Consider the following 22,655-nt stretch of genomic DNA (forward strand, 5'->3'; position numbering starts at 1 on the left):
TGCACGGGCTCTTACGGCTGGTGCCCAGGAAGTGCTATATGATGAAAAACAGCACCATCTTTCGGAGATAATATGTTCCTGCTCACGGTTGCAACAATCTGGACCATTGCGGCGCTGACGCCGGGACCGAACTTCTTCATGGTGGTGCGCTGCACATTAACCGGATCACGCAAGATCGCCATCTCTGCGGTGGCCGGCACCATAACAGGCACCTTGTGCTGGGGTCTTGCCGGCTGGCTGGGCGTCGGCTCTCTGTTTATGGCCGCACCGATCGCCTATATGGGTTTGAAGATAGCCGGCGGCATATACCTCCTCTGGCTCGGCCTGCGGCTGCTCTGGCAAGTACGCCGGCCAATGGGTGACATGGCTATTCCCCAGAGCAAGGTCAAATTGACACCCATGGGCGCATGGCGCCTAGGACTTGCTACCAATCTTGCCAATCCCAAATCAGCACTGTTCGTCGCCAGTCTCTTCGCTGCGACCATGGCGCCAGGCACACCATGGACTCACGGCGCTGCTGCTGTGGTCGTCATGGTCGCCATATCAACCATCTGGTATGCGGGTCTTGTCGCGGCCCTCAGCCACCGCACGGTTGCGGACGCCTATCAAAGGGCACGGCGGGCGATCGATGCCTTTGCCGGTACAATCTTCATTGGCTTCGGCCTGAAACTGGCCTTATCGGATCGTTGACCGGAAGAGATGGCATCGAAGGCTGGACACCCTAAAAGCGGATTGTCCCCGACAACCACCAACGATGGACGAGTGCCGTCGCCGGCTCACTTTTCCAACACGAACTTTTGTACCATGGGATAATTGAAAGTTCCCGATCTCCATGTTAGCCATCACGCTTGGAGATGATTTGATGTCTGTTCTTGCAATTACGATTTTGTGCATCGTAGCCACGTGGGTGGCCTGTTTTCTTTTTCCGCATTTCGACTGAAACGCGGGAAAACCGGTCTAACGCACCCAGGTGGTATTCTCGACATAGATGTCGGCTTCCATCGTTGCCTGAACAAAGATCGAGCGGACCATGGCGGCCGAAGCATGACCTTCCATGGCCTCATTGCAAGCCATCCACGCGAGAAGGTAAATTCGTCCTCGCTCGCCCGGCCAGTCGCTCGATAAAAACTCGGCAGCTTCAGCCACCGAGCCAATGTTCCGCAGTTTGAACGAATGAAGCGACTCTACAGTCACGGGTTTGAACTGAGCGTTTTTCATGGCCTTGAAACGCAAGCCGTTAAAACTGGTTCCAATCTGCAAGGCATCAATCGCAAAATTTACGGGGAATCGCGCGTAATATGTGAATCCGCAACGCCATTGGTCCATCCCGATATCCCGGCTGAACCAAAGTGTTTCAATCACTTATGCTGTTTTGCACGCTGACAATACAACCGGTTAAAAAGACTGGCGGTAATCCAGCCAGCGCCGATCACTGTCCGGATGTGCCAGGCGGGAACGCATGCCGGGCGTTAGATTGATATCGCACAACAGATGCCCATTCAGATCAGCCAGACTCCCAACGGGCCCGTCACCCTGCTTTTCTGTCGCAGGAATCATCCACGACAGGTTCAGGCCCAAATATCGAACTTCGGTCATTTCAGACTCCTGAGTCATCAAGTTTATTTCTGTGTGGAGAGAAATAGTTCTTTATTTATAGGTTCACCAACGTAAAATGACGCATGAGTCATCAAGCCAATTAATGGGTACTGAATGTCTTCCCTGCCTTTACCAGCTGTCCGCGTTTTCGAAGCCGTTGCCCGGCTGCAGAATTTCACCAAGGCAGCGGAAGAGCTGAATATGACCCAGTCAGCGGTAAGCTATCAGGTCAAGTTGCTCGAGGAATTCGCCGGAGCGCCCCTGTTTCATCGGCTGGCCCGCGGTGTGGCGCTGACCGATAAAGGTGACCTTGTTGCGCCGGTGATCCGTCGCGCGCTGGCTGAACTCGGCGAGACCTTTCGTGCCCTGCGCGAGGAACAGAACTCAATTCTTGTGGTCTCGGTGATCCATACCTTCGCCAGCAACTGGCTGACACCGCGTATCGTCGACTTTCAAACGCGTTTTCCCGATATTTCCGTACGCTTCGATATCGCATCGCGGCTCGTGGATTTCTCCGCTGAAGGTATTGATTGCGGTGTGCGTATGGGCAAAGGAAGCTGGCCGGGTCTAAAGGCACACCGGCTGCTTTCCGGCGGTTTTACCCCCCTCGCCAGCCCGGCTTATCTCGAACGGTACGGCCGCCCGGAAAAACCGGTCGATCTACTTAACTATCATCTGATTACCCCGGATGATGATTGGTGGACGGTCTGGTTTCGCCAAGCCGGCGTAGAGGGACCGCTGGTCATGGCCAAACCGGGTGTGGGGATCGATACGCAGCAGATTATTGCCAACCTGGCGCTTTCGGGTGGCGGAGTGGCTCTCGTTTCCGAGGGTATTTTCAAAGATGAGATCGATTCCGGGCGGCTCATTCAATTGTTTGACGTCTGCGCCTCAACCGGATCGGATTACTATCTCGTTTATCCGGACGGCAAACAGCTCCAACCGAAACTGCGATTGTTCCGGGATTGGGTGCTGGAACAGGCAGGCCAGCCAATCTAAAGACCAAAACTGGTCAGGTCCTGCCATATGCAGCCATAAAGACTCGCACGCCTTGCGCCGCGTGAAGGCGTAACTCTTCCGGTTCCGGAATAGCTCCGTCGCCCAGCAGCATAACCTGATTGACCGGTTCCGCCATAATCAACCAGTTGAAATGGGACGCGGCAACCGACGGATCTTCAATCTCCAGCAAGCTTCTTTCGGCAAGAACTGTGAATGTTGCCGTGAGCATGGCCATGGCGCGTTTCGGGCCGCGCTCGTATAACACCTGGGCAAGTTCCGGAAAGCGGCTGACCTCCCCAATCACAAGACGACGCAACTGCATGAGCCGCGGCGTCAGAACCACCGTGAGCTGCTGGCATGCATAGTTTAAAAGGTAGGCGGCAAGATCATCGCTGTCCCGGAACTCGGGAATCTGATTGTGCACCCTATCCCCGGCAACGCTGACCATACTGGTCACAATCTCGACGAACAGCGCCTCCTTGCTTTCGAAATGTTTATAGACAGTCTGCTTTGAAACCGCCGACCGTGCAGCGATATCGTCCATATTGGTGCCAAGGTAACCGTTCTGGAGAAATACTTCGGTGGCGGCATCAAGGATCGCCCTGTGCTTGCGTTCTGAGCGGCTCAGCTCCGCAGTCCCCGATGGATGTAATGAATCTGTTTTCGTCATGAAACCAATTGCCCGCAATTCATTCACACTACCATGATTCCCGATCAGATCGAGTGCATGTCGTTGACATACAGTACTAGACAGTCTAGTTTGATTCAAAATTATCAACAGATACATCGGTTTGCTCAATTCACCAAGACTGTTGGCCGGATGCTCGCCAACGGCCTTATTCAACAGGAGTTACACCATGACGTTTCCGACAAAAACCGGCACATTGAAGGTGCCCGGCGCAAAGATTTACTATGAAGCGCGAGGCTCCGGACCTCTTCTGCTGTTGATATCAGGTGGCCCTACTGACGCGGGTGTCTTTACCGAGCTTTCGCATCATCTGGCCGATCGTTACACCGTGGTAGCTTACGATCCTCGCGGCAATTCACGCAGCGCCTTTGACGGTGAATCACAGACGCTGGAGCTTGATGTCCACGGAGATGATGCCGCCCGGTTGATCGAGGCGCTGGGTGATGGCCCGGCTTTTGTCATGGGCAACAGCGGCGGTGCACAAATTGGGCTTAATCTGGCGGCGCGGTATCCGGAAAAGGTCCGGACACTGGTGGCGCACGAACCGCCGTGCCTGATGTTGCTTCCTGACCCAAGCGAAGCGCTGGCCGGAAACAAGGAAATTCATGACACCTACCGGCGCGACGGAGTCGAGGCGGCAATGCAGAAGTTCATGGAAATGGCAGGCATGGACGAGCATGGAGAAGGAGGAGAAGAAGAACCGCAAGCGCCACCCCCACCCGAAGCCCTTGAGACATTCGGACGGATCAATGGAAATATGGAGTACTTTCTAGCCCATGGATTGATGCCGCTCTCGCTCTATCGGCCGGACGTCGAGGTGTTGCGTGCGGGCAAGCCCCGTGTGGTGGTGGGCGTCGGTGAAGAAACGGTTGGCGAAATTACCTATCGTACGGGAATAGAACTGGCCAACAAGCTTGGTACGGAACCCGTGCATTTCCCCGGCGATCACGGCGGCTATGGTGCCCACGCCGCAGCTTTCGCCAAAACATTGCATACCGCATTCACGCAAGCATGAACGCCCTTGGGCGATCAATGAAACCTGGAGAACCGATCATGCACGTACAGTTTGCGGAGTTACCCGTATTCAATCAGGATCGTGCCAAGAAATTCTACACCGAGCATTTCGGATGCAAGGTGATCGCCGATGTTCCCATGGGTCCGGACGGTTGGCGGTGGATCGAGCTTAAATTTCCCGGGGCTGAGACGACTCTGCATTTTCTCAAACGGCAGGATGATGCGCCATCCACCCAGCCCGTCATGGTGTTGGTGGATAACAACGTGGCGCGCATAACAGCGGCGTTGAAATCCGAGGATGTCGAAATCATCACCGAACCGCAGGCTGCCCCCTACGATCCGGGACGCACCGTCGCCGAGTTCAGGGATAGCGAAGGCAACCGCATGGTGCTCAGCACCTGAGGTCAGCGTGGGTTCGGGTTACCCCTCTTCATTACGGGTGCCGGACGATGCAGATCGTGCGGGTCCGCACTTGCTCCCGACTGCATACTCCGCGTAATCTTCTGGCTCTGAGGCGCGGGGAACGGCATGCGGGCAATGCTCGGGTATATATTGGTGGTTTTGGGCATTTGTCTCGTTGCGGCAGCCATGTGGATCTGGGTTGGTCACGACTACCTGCTCATCGACCCATTCTGGATCAGTTGGGCTATTTTCACATTCTTCAAACCCGCAAGCATCCCTCAGACATTCTATGACGTGCTTGTCGGCGTGACGGCATCCCTTGGGATCGCCTCTTACAGCCAGGGAAAATATTTCTTGCGGCCAAAGCAACCCACAACGGAACAGTCGAACCAGCAACCCCAGTAACCTGTCGAGCGCGCCTCTTCCTTATATTTTCTTGAGGTAATGCGAAGACAGCCAGAATAGCATTCTTATGTGGTGGAGAATAAAGTTAGCCGAAGAAAAACAAACGGTTCTGACCATGCATGACCTCACGCTTTTACTGGCGGCCATAGCGGTTATCCTGCTCGCCTTTCAGGCCAAGCCTCGCCGCAAGCCCAACATCACAAGCAACAGCCGCACACGCTTCAGCGAAGCGGACATTGCCGTCTTTGTCTTTGTGTTCGTATTGGTTGTGATCATCGCGATGATGGTCTGGGCGCGATAACCGGACTTGCAGGCGCAGGTCTCCTGTGCTCAGAATTCAGGTTCTGAAACCAGCCTGATGAATGCCATGTCCCTTCGGCCACCACAAAACCTTGGATCCAGCTTGAGCCAGAGCAGCGCGCCCAGCGCCTTGGACTATGAAATCATGGGTGAAATGGCCGCATCGCTTGGCCGCGCCGGAGAGAAGGTCGAAAAAACACTGGCGCAACTCGCCGAAGCCAATGCGCCAGATCGCGAAATGTTTCTGAAGGCTGCCGCGCGTGCGGTCCACGCGTACTTCATCCAGCGCGAACTGTGCGGCCTGAAAAATCATGACGCAGCAATACGCGATTTCAACATCCCACCCGCCGTTCTGGTTAAGCTCGGCGCGGTGTGAGCCAGATTGGCTACCGCAGGCAGCCTGCCATTATTCTATTTCCCGGAAGCTTCTTCCTCGAACATAACCGCCACATCGGCATTGGCTGACAACCGGACCTTGTTGCCTTCGACTTCGGCGACAAGTGACGTGGAAATGTAGTGATGATGCCCCTTGTGGGAGCCCTCACCGCTGTCTTTCTTCGTCAGCTTGATACGGGCGCCTTCCACGTGATCGACCGTACCGACATGAACACCGTCCGCGCCGATGACTTCCATATGTTCCTTGATGCGTGTTGCAGGCATGATTTTTCTCCAAAAAGTTGCAAACCAGAAACGCGCGAAGCCCGCTTTGGATGCATCGTCCGACAACAATTATCGGCAAGCGCCAACGGAGCAAAACCGGCAAGTTTACAATAGCGGCTTGTATCCGGGGTGATGCGCTCTTACGATTTCAGACAATGGGCGCAGCTCTTGAGAAAGCATTGTTTTGGAATGTCTTACGAAATTCTCACTCCTGAAGAAATGAGCGAAGCTGATCGACTGACCATAGTCGCGGGCCCGATGGACGGTTATGGCCTGATGCTGCGGGCCGGTTATGCGGTCGCGCGACATGCCCTCAATCATCACGCCGATGCACGCGCTTTTCACATCCTATGCGGTCCCGGCAACAATGGCGGCGATGGCTATGTCGTTGCCAGCCTTCTCACGGAGAGCGGCGTCAAAGTTCATCTATGGAGTGATGACAAGCCGAAAGCAGGATCCGACGCCGCCTTTGCCCGGCGCGATTGCCGTGTCAAGGCGGCGCCACTTTCCAGCTTTAAACCTGAAGCCGGCAGCGTCGTGATCGATGCCTTGTTCGGCGCCGGTCTCAACAAGCCTGTGACAGGCAAGGCTGCCGGTGCAATCGAGCGTAGCAATGCGGCGGCAGTTACACGCATCGCCATTGATGTTCCGTCCGGGCTCGACGGGACAACAGGCATTCCGCTCGGTGCGGTGTTCAAAGCCGACTGCACAATAACCTTCTTCCGTAAGAAGCCCACCCATTTGCTTTACCCTGGACGCAGCCTCTGCGGCGACGTTATCGTTGCCGATATCGGCCTTCAGGACGATGTGCTTGCCGCAATCCAGCCATTGTGTTTTGAGAACACCCCGCAGCTCTGGCGCGCCGAACTACCCTCGCCCGACGTCGACACGCACAAGTACAAACGCGGCCATGTAGCCGTATTCTCAGGCGGCGCGACATCCACCGGCGCAGCCCGGCTTGCCGCATTGGCTGCGGCACGCAGCGGCACAGGTGCCGTCACCCTGCTCTCTCCGGCGGAATCGCTTGCCGCCAATGCCGCACATCTGACATCCATTATGCTCAGCCGCTGTGAGACGGATCACGAACTGCGCACCTTTCTGGACAAGCGGAAGCCTTCGGCAATCGTGCTCGGCCCCGGTTTTGGAATCGGTGCGCGGGCACGGGCCATTGCGCTGGCACTGGTGAAAGAGCAATTGCATCTGGTTCTGGATGCCGATGCTATCACCTCGTTTCAAGACCATCGAGACGAACTGTTCGCTGCATCACACCGCACAACCAAGATCAGGCTGGTGCTGACACCGCATGAGGGCGAATTCAAACGGCTATTTCCTGATATCAGCGAAGACAACACGCCGTCCAAAGTGGAACGTGCCCGTGCAGCCGCGCGGCAGGCCAACGCGGTTGTCATCTACAAAGGCGCTGATACCGTCATTGCGTCGCCCGATGGCCGGGCAGCGATCAATGGCAATGGTACTCCGCTTCTGGCAACAGCGGGCTCCGGCGACGTTCTTTCCGGTATTACCGCGGGTTTGATGGCGCAGGGCATGCCTGCTTTTGAAGCAGCCTGCGCAGCCGTACATATCCATGCACAGGCGGCTCTCGACCTCGATTTTGGCCTGATTGCCGAAGATCTGCCCGCGGGAGTGGCGAAAGTGATCGCCCGGTTGCATCGTCCCTGACTTACGCCATTGCCGGAACAGCTTTCACCTCGCCGACGATTTTTTGCCGCCATCCCACGAACAACACCAGGGCAATGATAGCAATGCCGCCGTGTACATAATAGGCAAGGCTATAACCGCCACGCTGGACCAGCCAACCGGCGACGACATTGCTGAATGACGCGCCGATACCCTGTACAGTCATCACGGCTGCAAGTCCCACATTGAAGCGGCCACTCCCGGATAGCAAACGCTCGGCGGCGACAGGTGTAACAATGCCAAGAAATCCAGCGCCAAGACCATCCAGTATCTGAACCGGATAAACCGACCAGAAGTCTGCAACTGAACCAGCAACGGCGCCCCGTATCGGCAAGGCAATCAACGCAATGAAGAACACGAAGGCCAAGCCGAAACGCCTGATGAAAAAAGGCGCAACGGCGGCCGCGGCGATCATGGTGAGTTGCGACACACCTGTAATCAGAGCGGTTGTACGGAAGGGAGTGCCAAGCTCGATCGAAAACGCCTGTGCGACCAGGCGGCTCATCGGTGCATTGCCAAAATGAAACACGAGGAGAATGAAGGCAAGCAGGACAAGTCCGGGTGTCTCGATCAATACCGAATAGCCGGAAGGACCGGGCCGACCGTCATCCTTTGCGAGACCGCGTGCGACCTTGTGATTGATCTTGTCCGGATCAATCATCAGGGTTGCCACAACGGCACCAATGGCCGTCACAATCATCATCCCGATGATGCCGTACTGCCCCCATAAGACCGTCGTCACATAAACGCCAGCGAGCGAGGCAACGTTACCCGCATGATTCCAGAATTCGTTGCCCGACACCTGATCGGAGAATTTGGCTTCTCCGACCAAACCGAGTGTAAGCCCCATCAATGCCGGCCCTACGACAGCGCCCACGACCGCAGTCATTGCCTGTCCGCCGACGACCACGGAAACATCAGGTACATTCAGGGTTAGAAGCGCAGCGGCCGTAACCAGCAACACAGGAATGATGATCAGTGCCCGCTTGTAGGGAGTTCCATCAACCAGCGCTCCGAACAATGGCGTCGCGATCATACCGAGAATACCACCGCCCGTCGCAATGATGCCCAGCGACATAGACGTCCAGCCATGCGTGGCGAGATAAGCATCGAGAAAGGGGCCGAGTCCGTCCCTGGCATCGGCGAGGAAGAAATTGAGCGCAGCAAGGGCTATGAGCGAAGGGGTCAACCGATCGCCAAAACGGTCAGAATTTTGCACGCTGTTGTCTCCGCACGAGAGCAAAATGAAATCAGCAACACACAGGAATGGATCCAGAACCGGGTTGTTCCGGCGTTGATACGTTTATTGGTATCAGCCTGATCACATTCTCTTCCAACATTTTGAAATTACCCGTTTGAATTAACCCTGTCTTTACCTTGATGGGGCACTTTCAATTCAAGCGCGATTTGTACTGCGTACGCGCCTCCTTAATTTGTGAGCGTCATCATTCTGTCGTAATGTCAGGGTATTGGTTCTCACGTAGCGAACAGCTTGTTTCCATTTTTGACCACGGATGTACTGGCACTGGTGTTGAGGCAAGTTTAGGAAGGTCGGGTAGCTCCCGGCCTTTTGCTTTTTCTGGATAGGCTTTAATTTTTGCTCACTATTCCACGCGTTATTCGCCTCAATAGGTGACAGTTACGATGATTGTGTCGTTGTAGCTGCCAGGGGCTGGTGTTGTCTGCGGTGGGACACGTGCGTACACGGTGATCGGTTGCGATGCACCGCTGCCGGTGCCGGAAGCGGTGTTCGTCCCTATAGTGTTTCCCCAAGGCTGCGTCCGGTTGATATCCCTGTACAGTCCATAAGTGATCGCACCGCCCGCTCCGGTCATCTTGCGCGCTGTGGGACTCGTGCCCGTACCGCCCAGATTGAGGGAAACTGTATAGGGCACTGTCGGCGTGCATGTCACGTTGACCTGGCCGGTCTGATCAATATTTGCATTGAGCAGCCCTTTATTGCCGAAATCAATATTCTGAGCCGTGACAAGGCAATCGTTGGCCAGCGTAATCGTGGAGGTGAATGCCGCAGGCATAGCAGTCAAGGCGCCGTTGAGAACGGAACAGCCTGCTCCGTCATCGTAGCGATAATGGAATGTCGCATTCGCTCCGGCAAATGTGGACGTATAGGTCCCTGCCGGTGCAGTCTGCTGGTTGGCCAGAATCTGCCCGTAAAGCGGGATTGTGGTGGAGCCGCTTCCAAGCAATGGGCCGAGAATGGTTGTAAATTCCACAAGGAATCCGGGTGCACGTGCCGGATACGGCCAGTTGATCGATCCCCAGACGATGGAATGGGCCGAGTCCTGAAAAAGTTGATAATTCAGCGCATTTGCACCACTCAACATCTTCCGCGCAGCCGCCGTGGCTCCGCCACTGCCTTCGTTCAGATCAGGGCAGACCAGCACCTTGCGTCCGAGCCCCAGCAGACCTGAGCAATCTGCTTTCACCGTTGTCGAGCTGTTGATGACATTGCCTGGAATTGTGCTTCCCGAAAACACGATGCCGGGAACCGTAAACGTACAGGTCTGCGCCCAGGCAGCGGCTGGCAACAGCAGGACACCGATGAATAAGATAACCCGGAGCAACCGGTTCTTCATGAGCACACCACATCCCTGATCTTGACCTGCGTTCCCGGTTGGGGCCGGTACGTGAATTGCGCCTTGCAGCTGCCGCCATCCAGACGTTCGATGACGACAGTGTTCTGGGCGCGCAGCTTTTCGATGAAGGCCTCGCCGTCATAACCGACGACAAATTCGTCCGCCGTCCCATCCATATGTCCGCGCAAACCAGCTTCCAGTGGTTTGCCGCTGCCATCCACAAGCCCCACAATCGCCGAGGCGGATGTCTGATTGACATGAAAGTCCACAACCACACCACTCCGGTCGGCCGGGACGACGATATTACGGGTCGAGCCTATGCTCGCATCCACGGGAAGATTCTTCGGATCGATGGCCACAGTGTTCGGTTCATAGGAATTCAGATCAGGTACGAGGATCTTGCCGCTGCGGTTCGTTCTGCCAACGGGACGGTTTTCCGACAGAACTTCCACATCCGGCGCACCCACGTCGACCACGGCAAAGGCATCATTGATCCGGTTGGTGGCAAATACACCGCCCGCCGCGACAGCAAGCGCACCATCCATTTGCACGCTCGCACGGGTATTGCCGTCAAATTGCTCAACATCCCCCTGCACACGGGCATAGCGTCCGCGGTAACTTGCCGAGGCCAGCCGGTCCGGATTGTCGCCTTCGCGCGTGCGCAGACGCCAGCCATAACTGCCCTCCTCCAGCCGCTCGGACTTGGAGATGTCAACAACGCCGGATGCTCCGTTCGCCGTCTGCTCATAGCCGGTCGATACTGTGATGTTGTTGTCGAAAGGAATGGTGATCCCGGCAAAAACACCGAAACTGTCGCTGTTTTCCAGATCGGTAAAGGCGGTTGCATAGAACGAACTGTTCTTGAAGATCGACTGGTTATAGGACGCACCGACGATACGGTTCTTGTCACCATTGGCAGATTCAATCTGCGTGAACGACAGGTTGAGATTGGAGCGATCAAACGGACCGGGTGCTGACACCGTCACCTGTGCCAAGGAACGTGGAACGCGTGGACTGAAAATTGCCACGCCTGTCGGGTCAAAGACGGAAATGCGGCTTTCATCAGCGGAAACCGAAGCAACGTCGTCATAGTTGCCAAATGCCTGCTGCATGCGGGCAAAGACGGTGTAATTACGATAACTGAGCTCCACGGAGCCGTTGACAAGAAAGCCCGTGTCGCCGTCATGACTGCTACCGGCGACGGCCAGTGAGCTGACGCCAAAACCGCTGATCGGGAAAGCAACACCCACGCCACCGTTGAGCAGATCGACACCACCTTCGAAATGACCCTCCAGCGTCAACCAGTCTGTTACGCCATAGCGGGCAGTGGCGATGCCCATGGCATCGCTGGCATAGTCACTTGATTCGGTTCCGAAATCACGCCGGGGAAAGCCCACTTCGCCGGAGAAATCCAGCAGGCCTTTGCGCAGAAGCAGACTGGAAGAATAGAAAGGCAGCGTGGTTTTCGTTTCGCGGCCAAGCGTATCGCGCAGAACCACCTGTGCTTGCCCCGATCCGGTAAAAACAGGGAAATTTGTCACCTGAAACGGACCTGATGGTACGGTGCCACTGTAGGTTTTCACGTTCTGTGTGTAGACCTCAAGTGTCGACGGCACGGCGGCGGAGCCGGATATAACGGGTATGGGAATGGTGACGAGATCCGAGCGCAGATGAAAATTGCGCTGGACCTGCAAGCCGCCGAGGTAGACCGGGCGCGTCCACTGCAAGCCGCCGGAAATGAAATCACCCGCGCGGTAGGTGATCAGCCGTTCCGGGTCGGAATAGGTGTACGTTGTATTGAGACGCTTGAAGCCCTGAAAATCCGTATCGCTCGCGCTGGATGTAAATGACTGCGTGAGCGTACCGTAGGGGCTGAAAAACCGCGCATCGAAGCCTCCGGATATTCCCTGAAATGGCTTGGCATTGCCAGAGAAGAGATTATCGCTGCTGGCAAAGAGCGAATAATTCAGCACAGCACCGTAGCTTGACTGCGGCTTTGGACGATCCTCATCGGGCTTGGGGTTGATGTCGATCAGTTTTGCCGCGCGCGCACCATCGTTAGTGGTCACATAGAGGCGCTGGTTCTCTTCATCGATGCGGTACGCGACATCGGGCAGTCCGTCGAGCCGAATGGAACCATCCTTATCCTTGGCGCTCGACACCGGCTTCAGCCCGACTTCCTTCAATTCCTCAGAAGTTGCTGTCAGGCTGCCATCCGCCATTTGCCGGAAAGCCCCCGCCAGCCCAGTCGATTCGTCATTGATGAAGACCTCGAGATAGAGATCTTTAGGGATACCTGGCTGCGGCACGGTCTGCTCCGCGTTTTCAACATTAAGATCTTGAGCCCGTCCAGAGGTAAGAATGCACGGGCTTATGCAGAGTGCCACAACGAGACTAGCGGCCGCTGACCGCAACGCTGACATCAAGCGGTCCAGAATCGCTTTGAGCCTTCAAGGCAAGGGGGCCGCCGGAAACGGCTTTGCCACCACCCAGCGGCCATTGCATCGAAGCTCCGCCAAGGACGTAGCCGACCAACCCCTTCCGCGCACCGACTTCACGACCACCCTGCATCAACTGCACATCGGAAAGCCGCAGTCGCACGTCACCACTGTTGCGCGCTGCCAGGACAAGTCCATTTCCAGAGCGCTTGATTGTCCACGCCACCTTTGGCGCGGCTGCGTCGGCGCCCTTGAAGAACACCGGAACAGAATAACGCATCACCAGCGTGACAGTGCCGGCCTTGCGGCGTGACGGATCAGGTAATTCATCAACGAAGACGCGATAGCTTTCTTCACCAGCTACCGGCTTTTTGCTGACCCTTATCACCCGGACCAGATAATCCTTGTTCCCCGGTAACGCGGTTGACGGAGGGCTTACAACCACATCATTGGTGGGTTCAAGCTGTTCGACACCGTTGACCTGCGTCCAGCGAAATACACGTAACTGGACATTAATCGGCCGTTTCGCCTCGTTTGTCAGCGTCAGCACAGCGGCACTTCCCGGTGCAGTCAGATCAAGGCTGGTCGGTGCCACACGCAGCGAAGCCGCATCGGCCGCGCCACAAATCAGCATAAAGAGCCCCATCGCTCCAATGCCTTTGAGCATGGATCGCATCTCGTTCTCCCTTTAGTTTTATCGTCAGTAGTTAACGGTCACCGTTATCGTGTCGTTATATGTGCCTGTTGCAGGTGTGGTCTGCGGCGGTACACGCCCATAGACCGTATAAGGTTGCGCGGCACCGGTTCCCGTTCCCGCCACCGTATCTGTGGTCGGGGTATTGCCCCATACCGTGGTCCTGGTGGCTTCAGAATAGAGCGAGTAATTGATGGTCGCAGCGGCAGGGCCCGTCATTTTACGGACCGCGACCGTAGCACCCGATCCTGTCCCAATGTTCAACCCTATACTGTACGGCGTCGTGTTGGTGCATTGAACCGACAACGTGCTGGTAGAATCAACGTTCGCGGTAATGACGCCTGTGTTTGCAAAGGTCATGTCGCTCGCACTGACCACGACGCAGGACGATTCAATGGTGATGTGGACACCAAAACTACCCGTTGCCGTGGCGGCAAATGCCGGACTGGAGAAGCCAAGAACAGCGGCCAATCCCACGGCGGCGAAACTGCGTATCGAATATCCGGAACTCATTCATCCTCCTCAAGGTATGCATGCCGATGGCAACTACCTCTGATTCACTACAAATGACTCAGTAGTTCTTCGCTGCATAATACTTAAGTCTTATATCTTTAAAATAACTTATCGAACAGTCAAAAATCCTATGTAATTAAACTCGAACCTAATCACGATATGTAAATATTCGTGAATGCGCATTTACCAGGCAAATAAACGTGATTATTTTTGATATTTGAAAATTTTATTCACTAATATTTCAAGTGAATTTAAGAAATACATTTTATTCAACCATTGAATTAATTTCATTTGTTTTAATCCAAAATCATATGTTCAAATTTTACAATAAGACCTCATTTCATGTATTTTAATCTGAAATTATATCAATTCATAAAACAGGCTATTCAAATAAAGGGACTTAAAAACGAATGAACATCAATAATATTTGAAAACTTATTTCGATAATCTGTAAATGCACAAGTATTTCTGGATTCTGCGCATTGTATCTTCACCCGGCTCGCTATGATCCACTCCCCGCAATATCGCGTATCAGTATCAAGCGTTGTTTCGTCAGCTAATCCCCGATGTGGCTCAGCAATCGATGAATTGCTCTTGAACATTTGTTTTTTGACGGCAAAGATTGCGCAAGAAGCATGAAAGACCAAGCACATGGCACAGCAAGGAACAACAACCACACCGGACTCTTTGGGACAGCTCAAATGGCTGACACCAGAAAACGTCGGCGCTGCATTGAAGGGCTTGCCCTTGAAAGTTCAGGCGGCGCTTCGCGCTGCAACGCACCTTCCACGCGGCACACTGACCATCACCACACCCGACCGGCGGGTATTCAAAGTGGGGGGCAAGTCATCGGGCCCGGACGCCTCGCTCGTCCTGCACAACTGGAACCTGCCGCGGCGGGCCTTCGCGTCCGGGACAATCGGCGTTGCCGAATCATACATGGATGGTGATTGGGAAAGCCCTGACGTGACGACCTTTCTCGAGCTGTTCGTGGTGAATGAACAGATCGGCGAAAGCATCGCCGGCGGAGCAAGCTGGTTCGTCAACACAGTACACAGACTACGGCACTGGCTGAACGAGAACACGCGCAGTCGTTCCCGCAAGAATATCTCCGCCCACTACGATCTCGGCAATGCCTTCTATCGCGAGTGGCTCGACCCGACCATGACCTATTCGTCCGCACTCTTTGCGGAAGGCGCCAACGATCTGGAAAGTGCGCAGACCGCCAAGTACCGTGCTCTTGCCCGTAATATCGGTATTACGAAAGACAGCAAGGTGCTGGAGATCGGTTGCGGCTGGGGTGGTTTCGCCGAGTTTGTCGCGCGGGAAATCGGCGCTCATGTCACAGGTCTGACCATCAGCCGCGAACAGTTTGATTTCGCCACGGAACGGATGCGGAAGGCAGGTCTCTCAGAAAAAGTCGAAATCAAGTTCCAGGACTACCGCGACGAAACAGGCAAGTATGACCATATCGCCTCCATTGAAATGTTCGAGGCTGTGGGCGAAAAATACTGGCCGGTGTTTTTCGGCAAAGTGAAGGAATGCCTTGCCCCCGGTGGCAGCGCAGGCATGCAGATCATCACCATCAATGAGAACTCATTCGAGCGTTATCGCAAGCGCCCGGATTTCATTCAACGCTACGTGTTTCCAGGCGGCATGCTGCCAACGCCTGAGAGGCTGAAAAACCTTGGCAAGGATTTCGGGCTCGATCTCTATCGCGAGAGCATTTTTCCGCAGGATTATGCCCGCACCCTGGCCGAATGGCGCGGGCGCTTCTGGGGCTCGTGGGACAAGCTGAAACAGTTGGGTTTCGACATCAGGTTCAAGAAGCTCTGGGAATTCTACCTCTTTTACTGCGAAGCAGGCTTCCGGTCTGAATATATCGACGTGCGTCAGGTCTTTTACAGATCATGACGGCGGCATCGCTCAATGGGGCTTTCGAGCGTGTTTGGGCTCTTGCTGAGGCATTGAAACTGCCAGAGTTGAACCAGAGTACGACACACGGAACGCCATCGTTGAAACTCAAGGCGGCCTTCCTCGGCAGACTCAAGGATGCGGACATTTTTGCAATCCATTGTCCGCTTGAAGAGAAGCCGTTGCTGATGGAAAGCGCACCGGACATTTATTTCGAGACGGATCATTACAAGGGCTGGCCCTACATTCTGATCCGCCTCGCTTCGATTTCCGATGAAGAACTGTCACACCGCATCAGGCTAGCTTGGCTGGCAAAGGCGCCAGCCAAGCTGAAGAAACTGGTTGAGCCTAAAGAGTGATGCGATAACGCGCGAACCCATTTTCACCGTCACCGGCTTCCTCAATCTTCACCGCTTTCACGTCGCCAATGAAATTCTTGCCCTTCGGGCCCGTGTCGAACAGCACGGATGCGCCCTTCACTGGCGCAAACTTCCAGTTGTCGTCCGCGGATGGATTGATGGTTTTTTGATCAATGATGTAGCGCACAATGACATCGCGATTGGTATCGGGCGCGACGAAGATAACCTTGCTCTCGTTGATGCCGGGGAAATTGCCGCCTCCCCCTGCCCGGTAATTGTTCGTCACGACAACGAATTTCTGTTTCGGATCAATCGGTTTCCCGTCAAAGGTCAAGTTGACGATACGGTTGCTTTCCGCATGGACCACCTCCCCCTTGGATCCGTATTTTGCCGGTTGTGACAGATCGATTTCGTAGGAAACGCCATCGATCACGTCGAAATTGTAGGAAGGGAAACTGGTATCGATGAGCGGTTGGTCGGCTTTGCCTGGCTCGACCGTCTTGAAAATACCCGCGGACATTTCAAGCCATTCTTTTACATCCGTTCCGGTGATGGCAACAGCACGCACCGTGTTGGGATAGAGATAGAGATCAGAGACATTCTTGATTGCAATGTCTCCCGCAGGCACATCCGTATAATAGTCAGCACCACCACGGCCACCGGCCTTGAACGGCGCCGCAGCGGAAAGAACAGGCAAATCTTTCCACTGCGTGTCCTTGAGCATATCCTTGATGTACCAGGTCTGCGCATTGGACACGATCTGCACCGACGGATCGTCGGCAACCAGCGCGAAATAGGAATAGAGTGGTGCCGAGGTCTTGCCGACCGGGCGGCGGACATAGGCAAGCGTTGCCTCATGATCAGCCTTGGCGGCTTCCAGCACATCAGGACGGCTTTCGACCAGCGGCTTTACTGCCTTTTCAACGCGCTCATAGATCGGCCGCGCCTCCGTGGTGAAATCGGCAACCTTCCACGTGTCACCATCACGCTCAAGCAGCAGGTCAATCAGTCCCATATGCGAGCCCCAGAAACCGGCCATGACGGCTGGCTTGCCCTGCAGCGTCCCCTTTTTGACATCAACGCCCTCGATACCGGCAAAATCCTTCGGATCCGGGAAAACCAGATGCTGGTGACCTGTGATGACAGCATCGATCCCCTCGACCCCCGCCACGTAGAGCGAGGCATTCTCCATGCCGCTGCTCTGGCCCGCCGCGATACCGGAATGGGACAGCGCGACGATGATATCCGCGCCCTCCGCCTTCATTTTCGGCACCCAGCCTTTGGCAGCCTCAACGATATCGCGGGTGACAACCTTTCCCTTGAGATTCTGCGCGTCCCAAAGCGTGATCTGCGGTGGGACAAAGCCGATAAAACCAACCTTGACGGGTAATTTCTGCCCCGTTCCATCGGTAATTTCATATTGCTTGATCAGATACGGCTTCATGTAGAGGGGATCATCGGTCGGCGTCGCCGCCAGTTCACCCTTGACCAGATTGGCGCAGACATAGGGGTATCCGGCACCGGCCAAAACCTTGTCCATATAATCGAGGCCATAATTGAACTCGTGATTGCCGAGTGTTCCCACCTCGTAACCGATCGTGTTCATTGCCTTGATGATTGGATGGACATCACCGTCCTTCATGCCTTTCTCGTAGGCAATATAATCACCCATCGGATTGCCCTGCAGGAAGTCACCATTGTCCACGACAATCGAGTTGGTCGATTCGGCCCGGATCTTTGCGATGATCGATGCCGTGCGGGCCAGCCCCATCGTGTCGTTCGCCTTGTCGGCGTAATAGTCGTAAGGGTAGACATTCACGTGCAGATCGGTCGTGGCGACAATGCGCAGATGCGCCTGTGAGGCGGCAGCCATTGCGGAAAACGGGTGCAGAATTGCCACCGCCCCGGCAGCGGCCGTGCTTGCCAGAAATGAACGGCGGGTAAGAGCGGATGACGTTTCGTACATAGAGAAGGCTCCTGCATAGTTGGCTTCAGGCAACGGTGGTAATGGACCGGGGTCACCGAATTATGATGAGTTTGTCATGGCCTATCACGGTCAGCAATCAGCTTCCGGCAATTTCGATGAGCGCCGTTTCCACGCCAAGACCGGTACGGTCCGCCACTTCACGCAACGCAAAGGACGAGTTGATCTTGGTCACATGCGGCAGGGCGGAGAGCCAGAATTTATGGATGCGCTCGTAATCTTCCAGATCCTTGGCCGCGATGCGCAGGAGATAATCATACTCGCCCGACATGAGATAGCAGACCAGAACATTCGGGCAGCGCCGTACGGCGGTCTCGAATTCACGCAATTGTTTGTCCGCCTGCCCCGAAAGGGATATATTGACAATCACGGTGACAGGATGACCGAGCATCTTGTTGGAGAGACGCGCGTGATATCCCCGGATAACGCCTGACTTCTCCAGAATGTCCAGCCGGCGCGAACAGGCTGATTGCGAAAGCCCCACTTTTTCCGCCAGCGTCGCATTCGACATGCGGCCATCCTTTTGCAGGCAATCGAGGATAGCGATATCAATCCTGTCCAGTGACATTGTTCGATCTTCCTTCGAAGAATAGATAATTTTACGCAAGAATATTCGAAAAAATGCCTTTCGTCGATATTCCTTAGCAAGGACATGCGAAGCGATTCATGATGTCATATGCACCTCAAACGGGAACCTTGAAAACACTCTAGAGGAGGCAAAAATGCGCGTAGGCTGCCCAAAAGAAATCAAAAACCATGAATATCGCGTCGGTCTCACTCCGGGGGCCGTACGCGAATATATTGCCCACGGCCACACGGTCATTATCCAGTCCGGAGCTGGAACAGGAATAGGAGCCGATGACGGAGCCTATCAGGCGGCTGGCGCAAAAATCGTCAAGACTGCCGAAGAAGTCTTTCAGCAATCGGACATGATTGTGAAAGTGAAGGAGCCGCAGCCGTCCGAATGGGCGCAGCTGCGTGAAGGCCAGCTCCTCTATACTTATCTCCATCTTGCCCCAGATCCGGAACAGACCAAAGGCTTGCTCGCCTCCGGCGTTACGGCTATCGCCTACGAAACGGTGACGGACGACCGTGGCGGGCTGCCTCTGCTTGCACCGATGTCGGAAGTGGCCGGACGTCTCGCCATCCAGGCAGGCGCAACCGCACTGCAGAAGGCCAATGGCGGGCGCGGCGTGCTGCTTGGCGGTGTGCCAGGCGTTCTGCCAGGCAAGGTAACCATTATTGGCGGCGGCGTTGTCGGCATCAATGCAGCGCAGATGGCTGCCGGCCTTGGCGCCGACGTGACCATTCTGGATCGCTCGATTCCTCGCCTGCGCCAGCTTGACGACCTGTTCCATGGCCGTATCCATACCCGTTACTCGACGATTGAAGCACTCGACGAAGAAGTATTCTCCGCCGATATCGTCGTGGGCGCTGTGTTGATCCCCGGAGCAGCGGCGCCGAAGCTGGTCACGCGCGAAATGCTTTCGGGCATGAAAAAAGGTGCGGTCATCGTTGACGTCGCCATCGATCAGGGCGGTTGCTTCGAAACATCCCATGCCACGACACATTCGGAGCCGACCTATGAGGTCGACGGCGTTATCCATTACTGCGTTGCCAATATGCCCGGTGCGGTTCCGGTCACCTCCGCCCATGCCCTGAACAACGCCACGCTGCAGTACGGCCTGCAGCTCGCGGATCGGGGCGTGAAGGCACTGGTAGACAACCCGCACCTGCGCAATGGCCTCAATGTTCACAAGGGCCGCATCACCAATCAGGCCGTTGCCGAGGCACTCGGTCTGGAAATGGTGGAAGCCAAGGCTGTTCTTGCCGCCTGAGCCGATACCAACAAAGAAAAGCCCGGGTTTTGCCCGGGCTTTTTTGATGGAATGTTCAGATAACCCAATCGGGTTCGTGCAACTCGATGCGGCACTGGAAGCAGTTGTTCTTGGCCGAGCGCATATGCACGTAGGCAACATCGTCCCGCGCCAGAAGTTCTTCCGCCCGCACGGGAATGTTGCTGGTCGGGATCACACCGCCCGTACCGTAGACAATCCGGTCCTGACAGGAATAGCCCCGCAGGATATAGTCGGTCGTCTTGCGGAACATGTCGGGCATCTCTGATGTCTCGCTATAACGTTCACATTCTTCCACATGGAGAAAGATCGGTCCCGTTTCCGCATAGGGTTGCGGCGCGGGAAATGGCCGGTGCGACAGAATCAGATATTTGTCGCCAGCCTTCACGTTCTGCAGGCAATGGCGGCAGGGCGTGCCGTCACCGTCGGAAACATGAACTTCAGGCACCTGTCCATTGGCATCGGCACCGCCCGTCTGATAGTGCCGGGCGAGCGTCGTGGTCATTGCAATAAAACGTATCGTAGTCATGGGAGCCTCCTTCGCTGGTTCGAAGAAAACACCCGAACAATGATGCAAACCACCCGTTTCCTGCTGATCTCAGCAATCACCAGCTGCCATCTGGTCCGTCCGTGTTCAATGAAAGCTGGCGCCAAAGTTCCAGTTCGGCCTGCATGCTGGAAAACTTCGTTGCAGCCGCGTTGAATGCCATAGCGCCCGCTACAAACCGCAGTGGCGGCTTGGCTTCACTGGACAACACCACCATGGCATCGGCGAGCTTCGCAGGATCGCCAGGCTGCGAACCATTCCGGCTTTCAAAGGCCGCTCTCTGGCTGGTCCTCCGGTCATCATAATCCGCGATTGCATTGGCATCGCCGATGCGCAACGAATCGCCCGTGAGAAAGTCCGTACGGAAGGGACCCGGCTCCACGATCGTCACGAACAGGCCGAAAGATGCAATTTCAAGTGCCAGAGATTCCGAGAAGCCCTCGAGTGCAAATTTGCTTGCGCTGTAGAGCGAGCCAAACTCGCCGCCACGCAGCCCTGCGATAGAGGAAATGTTGAAGATATGGCCTTTGCGGGCGGCCCGCATCACCGGCAGGACAGCCCAGGTGACATTGAATACCCCGTGCACATTCGTCGCAAACTGCGTGTTGACCGTTTCAACAGTATTCTCTTCGAAAAATCCGAGCTGGCCGTACCCTGCATTGTTCACCAGCACATCAATCGTGCCAAAGCGCGATATCGCCGCCTGCACGGCCGCCTGCGCCTGATCAGCATTTGTGACATCCAGTTCGACCGCCAGCAACTGTTCACTGTCCGGTCCTAGAGCTTCGGTTACCGCGCTTTTCCTGCGGCCCGTTGCAACCACGCGGTCACCCGCCCGTATCGCAGCCTTTGCGATCTCAACACCCAAACCACGCGTGGCACCTGTAATAAACCATGTTCTCTGCATTTTGGTCTCCATAGATTGCATCCCATGGAACCATGCCGCAGCCAAAAACCGATAGATTGATGCACGCGTATTCTTGCACAATCCTCTCAAACCTGAGCGTATCAGGCGCTTGAAGCTTGCATCCCCCCGTGTGCCTTGCTTGAATGAAGCATGGAACAGCTCGCTGAAATCAGTACCCTCATCGCACGCCACACCGGTACTGACGGTCAAGCCATGCCGATTCCCGGCATTCGGTTACTCAGCTCCAGCGTCCCAACCGAACCCATCAACGGTTTTTATGAACCGGCCTTCGCCCTGGTTGCACAAGGCGCAAAACGGACGATGGTTGGCAACAGAATATTCGAATACGGTGCCGGCCAATATCTCGTCGTCTCGCTCGGCCTGCCCATCGCGGGCCATGTCACAACGGCCAGCCACGAGGAGCCCTATCTCGCCTTCCGGTTAAGCCTGAATCCGCCAGTGATAGCCTCACTCCTGCTGGAGGCATCCACCGCCAATCAGAGCACCAGCGACCCTTTGGGGCTCGCTGTCAGCCATGCCTCACCAGAAATAATTGATGCGGTCATTCGACTGTTGCGGCTGATTGATCGGCCGGAAGATCTTGCCATTCTGTGGCCGATGCTCGAGCGGGAAATTCTCTGGCGACTCCTCACCGGCGAACAGGGTAACAGCGTACGCCAGATCGGCCTTGCCGACAGCCGTCTTTCTCAGATCAATCGGGCCATCCGCTGGATACGGGCACACTATGCCGAGATTTTCCGCATCGATGATCTGGCAGACATTGCTGGTATGAGTGCCGCATCCTTTCACCGGCATTTCCGGGCAATTACAGCCATGAGCCCGCTGCAATATCAAAAACAAATTCGTCTGCAGCAGGCACGCGCCTGGCTCATCGCTGAATCACGCGATGTTGCTTCCGTCGGCTTCGCTGTCGGTTATGAAAGCCCGTCGCAATTCAGCCGGGAGTACCGGCGGCTGTTCGGCGTGCCACCCGGCAAGGATATCGTGCGGTTGCGATCGTCGCCACAGCCGGGCTTGGCATAAGGCGGTGAGCCCGCCGGCCTACTGTCTTACTCTGCCGCGG

25 protein-coding genes are annotated in these 22,655 nt (G+C 55.4%); 12 read left to right on the forward strand and 13 right to left on the reverse strand.

Annotated features, from left to right (window positions below):
* Nucleotides 1–72 precede the first annotated feature (72 nt).
* Nucleotides 73–690 carry a LysE family transporter gene (locus FHW16_RS22060; RefSeq protein WP_182551439.1) on the forward strand — a complete coding sequence of 206 codons (618 nt, stop codon included), beginning with the start codon at nt 73–75 and terminating at the stop codon, nt 688–690.
* A gap of 267 nt (nt 691–957) precedes the next feature.
* On the opposite strand, the gene FHW16_RS29215 is transcribed toward FHW16_RS22060, so the two are convergent.
* Complete coding sequence (locus FHW16_RS29215; protein WP_182551440.1) at nt 958–1,362, reverse strand: DUF982 domain-containing protein; 405 nt, start codon at nt 1,360–1,362, stop codon at nt 958–960.
* Between the two features lie 33 nt (nt 1,363–1,395).
* On the reverse strand, nt 1,396–1,596 hold the full coding sequence (locus FHW16_RS22070) for a hypothetical protein (RefSeq protein WP_182551441.1): 201 nt from the start codon (nt 1,594–1,596) through the stop codon (nt 1,396–1,398).
* A gap of 114 nt (nt 1,597–1,710) precedes the next feature.
* Between FHW16_RS22070 and FHW16_RS22075 the strand changes: the two genes are divergently transcribed.
* Nucleotides 1,711–2,595: a LysR substrate-binding domain-containing protein gene (locus tag FHW16_RS22075; protein ID WP_182551442.1), complete on the forward strand. Its 885-nt coding sequence runs from the start codon at nt 1,711–1,713 to the stop codon at nt 2,593–2,595.
* 13 nt (nt 2,596–2,608) lie between these two features.
* Here the strand turns inward: FHW16_RS22075 and FHW16_RS22080 are convergent, their stop codons facing one another.
* Nucleotides 2,609–3,265, reverse strand: coding sequence for a TetR/AcrR family transcriptional regulator (locus FHW16_RS22080; protein WP_182551505.1), 657 nt, complete (start codon nt 3,263–3,265; stop codon nt 2,609–2,611).
* Nucleotides 3,266–3,452: 187 nt separating this feature from the next.
* Here FHW16_RS22080 and FHW16_RS22085 point away from each other — a divergent pair, with 187 nt between their 5' ends.
* From FHW16_RS22085 to FHW16_RS22105, 5 genes are all read left to right on the forward strand, one after another.
* Nucleotides 3,453–4,298 carry an alpha/beta fold hydrolase gene (locus tag FHW16_RS22085; protein ID WP_182551443.1) on the forward strand — a complete coding sequence of 282 codons (846 nt, stop codon included), beginning with the start codon at nt 3,453–3,455 and terminating at the stop codon, nt 4,296–4,298.
* A gap of 38 nt (nt 4,299–4,336) precedes the next feature.
* Nucleotides 4,337–4,699, forward strand: coding sequence for a VOC family protein (locus tag FHW16_RS22090; RefSeq protein ID WP_182551444.1), 363 nt, complete (start codon nt 4,337–4,339; stop codon nt 4,697–4,699).
* Nucleotides 4,700–4,825: 126 nt separating this feature from the next.
* Nucleotides 4,826–5,104, forward strand: a complete 279-nt coding sequence (locus FHW16_RS22095; RefSeq protein ID WP_182551445.1) for a hypothetical protein — start codon at nt 4,826–4,828, stop codon at nt 5,102–5,104.
* A 115-nt stretch (nt 5,105–5,219) separates the two neighbouring features.
* Nucleotides 5,220–5,405 carry a hypothetical protein gene (locus FHW16_RS22100; protein ID WP_182551446.1) on the forward strand — a complete coding sequence of 62 codons (186 nt, stop codon included), beginning with the start codon at nt 5,220–5,222 and terminating at the stop codon, nt 5,403–5,405.
* A 6-nt stretch (nt 5,406–5,411) separates the two neighbouring features.
* The gene (locus tag FHW16_RS22105; protein WP_348643921.1) at nt 5,412–5,780 is read left to right on the forward strand and encodes a DUF6665 family protein; all 369 of its coding nucleotides are present in this window, start codon (nt 5,412–5,414) and stop codon (nt 5,778–5,780) included.
* Between the two features lie 35 nt (nt 5,781–5,815).
* Here the strand turns inward: FHW16_RS22105 and FHW16_RS22110 are convergent, their stop codons facing one another.
* On the reverse strand, nt 5,816–6,064 hold the full coding sequence (locus tag FHW16_RS22110) for a DUF2171 domain-containing protein (RefSeq protein ID WP_182551447.1): 249 nt from the start codon (nt 6,062–6,064) through the stop codon (nt 5,816–5,818).
* A gap of 189 nt (nt 6,065–6,253) precedes the next feature.
* On the opposite strand from FHW16_RS22110, the gene FHW16_RS22115 reads away from it, so the two are divergent.
* Nucleotides 6,254–7,744, forward strand: coding sequence for an NAD(P)H-hydrate dehydratase (locus FHW16_RS22115; RefSeq protein WP_182551448.1), 1,491 nt, complete (start codon nt 6,254–6,256; stop codon nt 7,742–7,744).
* 1 nt (nt 7,745) lies between these two features.
* Here FHW16_RS22115 and FHW16_RS22120 read toward each other — a convergent pair whose 3' ends face one another.
* From FHW16_RS22120 to FHW16_RS22140, 5 genes are all read right to left on the reverse strand, one after another.
* Entirely contained in the window at nt 7,746–8,981 is a 1,236-nt protein-coding gene (locus FHW16_RS22120; RefSeq protein ID WP_348643922.1) for an MFS transporter, read from the reverse strand.
* 406 nt (nt 8,982–9,387) lie between these two features.
* Nucleotides 9,388–10,359 (reverse strand): Csu type fimbrial protein, encoded by a 972-nt coding sequence (locus FHW16_RS22125; protein ID WP_246711891.1) that lies wholly within the window; start codon nt 10,357–10,359, stop codon nt 9,388–9,390.
* Nucleotides 10,356–12,668, reverse strand: a complete 2,313-nt coding sequence (locus tag FHW16_RS22130; RefSeq protein ID WP_348643923.1) for a fimbria/pilus outer membrane usher protein — start codon at nt 12,666–12,668, stop codon at nt 10,356–10,358. The genes FHW16_RS22125 and FHW16_RS22130 overlap by 4 nt, the downstream gene beginning before the upstream one ends.
* A gap of 85 nt (nt 12,669–12,753) precedes the next feature.
* A complete protein-coding gene (locus FHW16_RS22135; protein ID WP_182551450.1) occupies nt 12,754–13,473 on the reverse strand; it encodes a fimbrial biogenesis chaperone in 720 nt (239 codons plus the stop codon).
* Between the two features lie 24 nt (nt 13,474–13,497).
* Nucleotides 13,498–14,004: a Csu type fimbrial protein gene (locus FHW16_RS22140; RefSeq protein WP_182551451.1), complete on the reverse strand. Its 507-nt coding sequence runs from the start codon at nt 14,002–14,004 to the stop codon at nt 13,498–13,500.
* A 651-nt stretch (nt 14,005–14,655) separates the two neighbouring features.
* On the opposite strand from FHW16_RS22140, the gene FHW16_RS22145 reads away from it, so the two are divergent.
* On the forward strand, nt 14,656–15,918 hold the full coding sequence (locus FHW16_RS22145; protein ID WP_182551452.1) for an SAM-dependent methyltransferase: 1,263 nt from the start codon (nt 14,656–14,658) through the stop codon (nt 15,916–15,918).
* Nucleotides 15,915–16,277: an MmcQ/YjbR family DNA-binding protein gene (locus FHW16_RS22150; RefSeq protein WP_182551453.1), complete on the forward strand. Its 363-nt coding sequence runs from the start codon at nt 15,915–15,917 to the stop codon at nt 16,275–16,277. Before FHW16_RS22145 ends, FHW16_RS22150 begins: the two co-directional genes overlap by 4 nt.
* On the opposite strand, the gene FHW16_RS22155 is transcribed toward FHW16_RS22150, so the two are convergent.
* On the reverse strand, nt 16,267–18,243 hold the full coding sequence (locus FHW16_RS22155; RefSeq protein WP_182551454.1) for a bifunctional 2',3'-cyclic-nucleotide 2'-phosphodiesterase/3'-nucleotidase: 1,977 nt from the start codon (nt 18,241–18,243) through the stop codon (nt 16,267–16,269). The two genes, FHW16_RS22150 and FHW16_RS22155, sit on opposite strands and share 11 nt — an antisense overlap.
* A gap of 97 nt (nt 18,244–18,340) precedes the next feature.
* Nucleotides 18,341–18,829, reverse strand: coding sequence for an Lrp/AsnC family transcriptional regulator (locus FHW16_RS22160; RefSeq protein WP_182551455.1), 489 nt, complete (start codon nt 18,827–18,829; stop codon nt 18,341–18,343).
* Nucleotides 18,830–18,983: 154 nt separating this feature from the next.
* Between FHW16_RS22160 and ald the strand changes: the two genes are divergently transcribed.
* Nucleotides 18,984–20,099 carry an alanine dehydrogenase gene (gene ald / locus FHW16_RS22165; RefSeq protein WP_182551456.1) on the forward strand — a complete coding sequence of 372 codons (1,116 nt, stop codon included), beginning with the start codon at nt 18,984–18,986 and terminating at the stop codon, nt 20,097–20,099.
* A gap of 55 nt (nt 20,100–20,154) precedes the next feature.
* Here the strand turns inward: ald and FHW16_RS22170 are convergent, their stop codons facing one another.
* A complete protein-coding gene (locus FHW16_RS22170; RefSeq protein ID WP_182551457.1) occupies nt 20,155–20,646 on the reverse strand; it encodes a DUF1203 domain-containing protein in 492 nt (163 codons plus the stop codon).
* Between the two features lie 76 nt (nt 20,647–20,722).
* A complete protein-coding gene (locus FHW16_RS22175) occupies nt 20,723–21,571 on the reverse strand; it encodes an SDR family NAD(P)-dependent oxidoreductase (RefSeq protein ID WP_182551458.1) in 849 nt (282 codons plus the stop codon).
* Nucleotides 21,572–21,721: 150 nt separating this feature from the next.
* On the opposite strand from FHW16_RS22175, the gene FHW16_RS22180 reads away from it, so the two are divergent.
* The gene (locus FHW16_RS22180; protein ID WP_182551459.1) at nt 21,722–22,615 is read left to right on the forward strand and encodes an AraC family transcriptional regulator; all 894 of its coding nucleotides are present in this window, start codon (nt 21,722–21,724) and stop codon (nt 22,613–22,615) included.
* Nucleotides 22,616–22,655 lie beyond the last annotated feature (40 nt).

This window comes from Phyllobacterium myrsinacearum (genome assembly GCF_014138285.1).
Taxonomy (GTDB): Bacteria; Pseudomonadota; Alphaproteobacteria; order Rhizobiales; family Rhizobiaceae; genus Phyllobacterium; species Phyllobacterium myrsinacearum_A.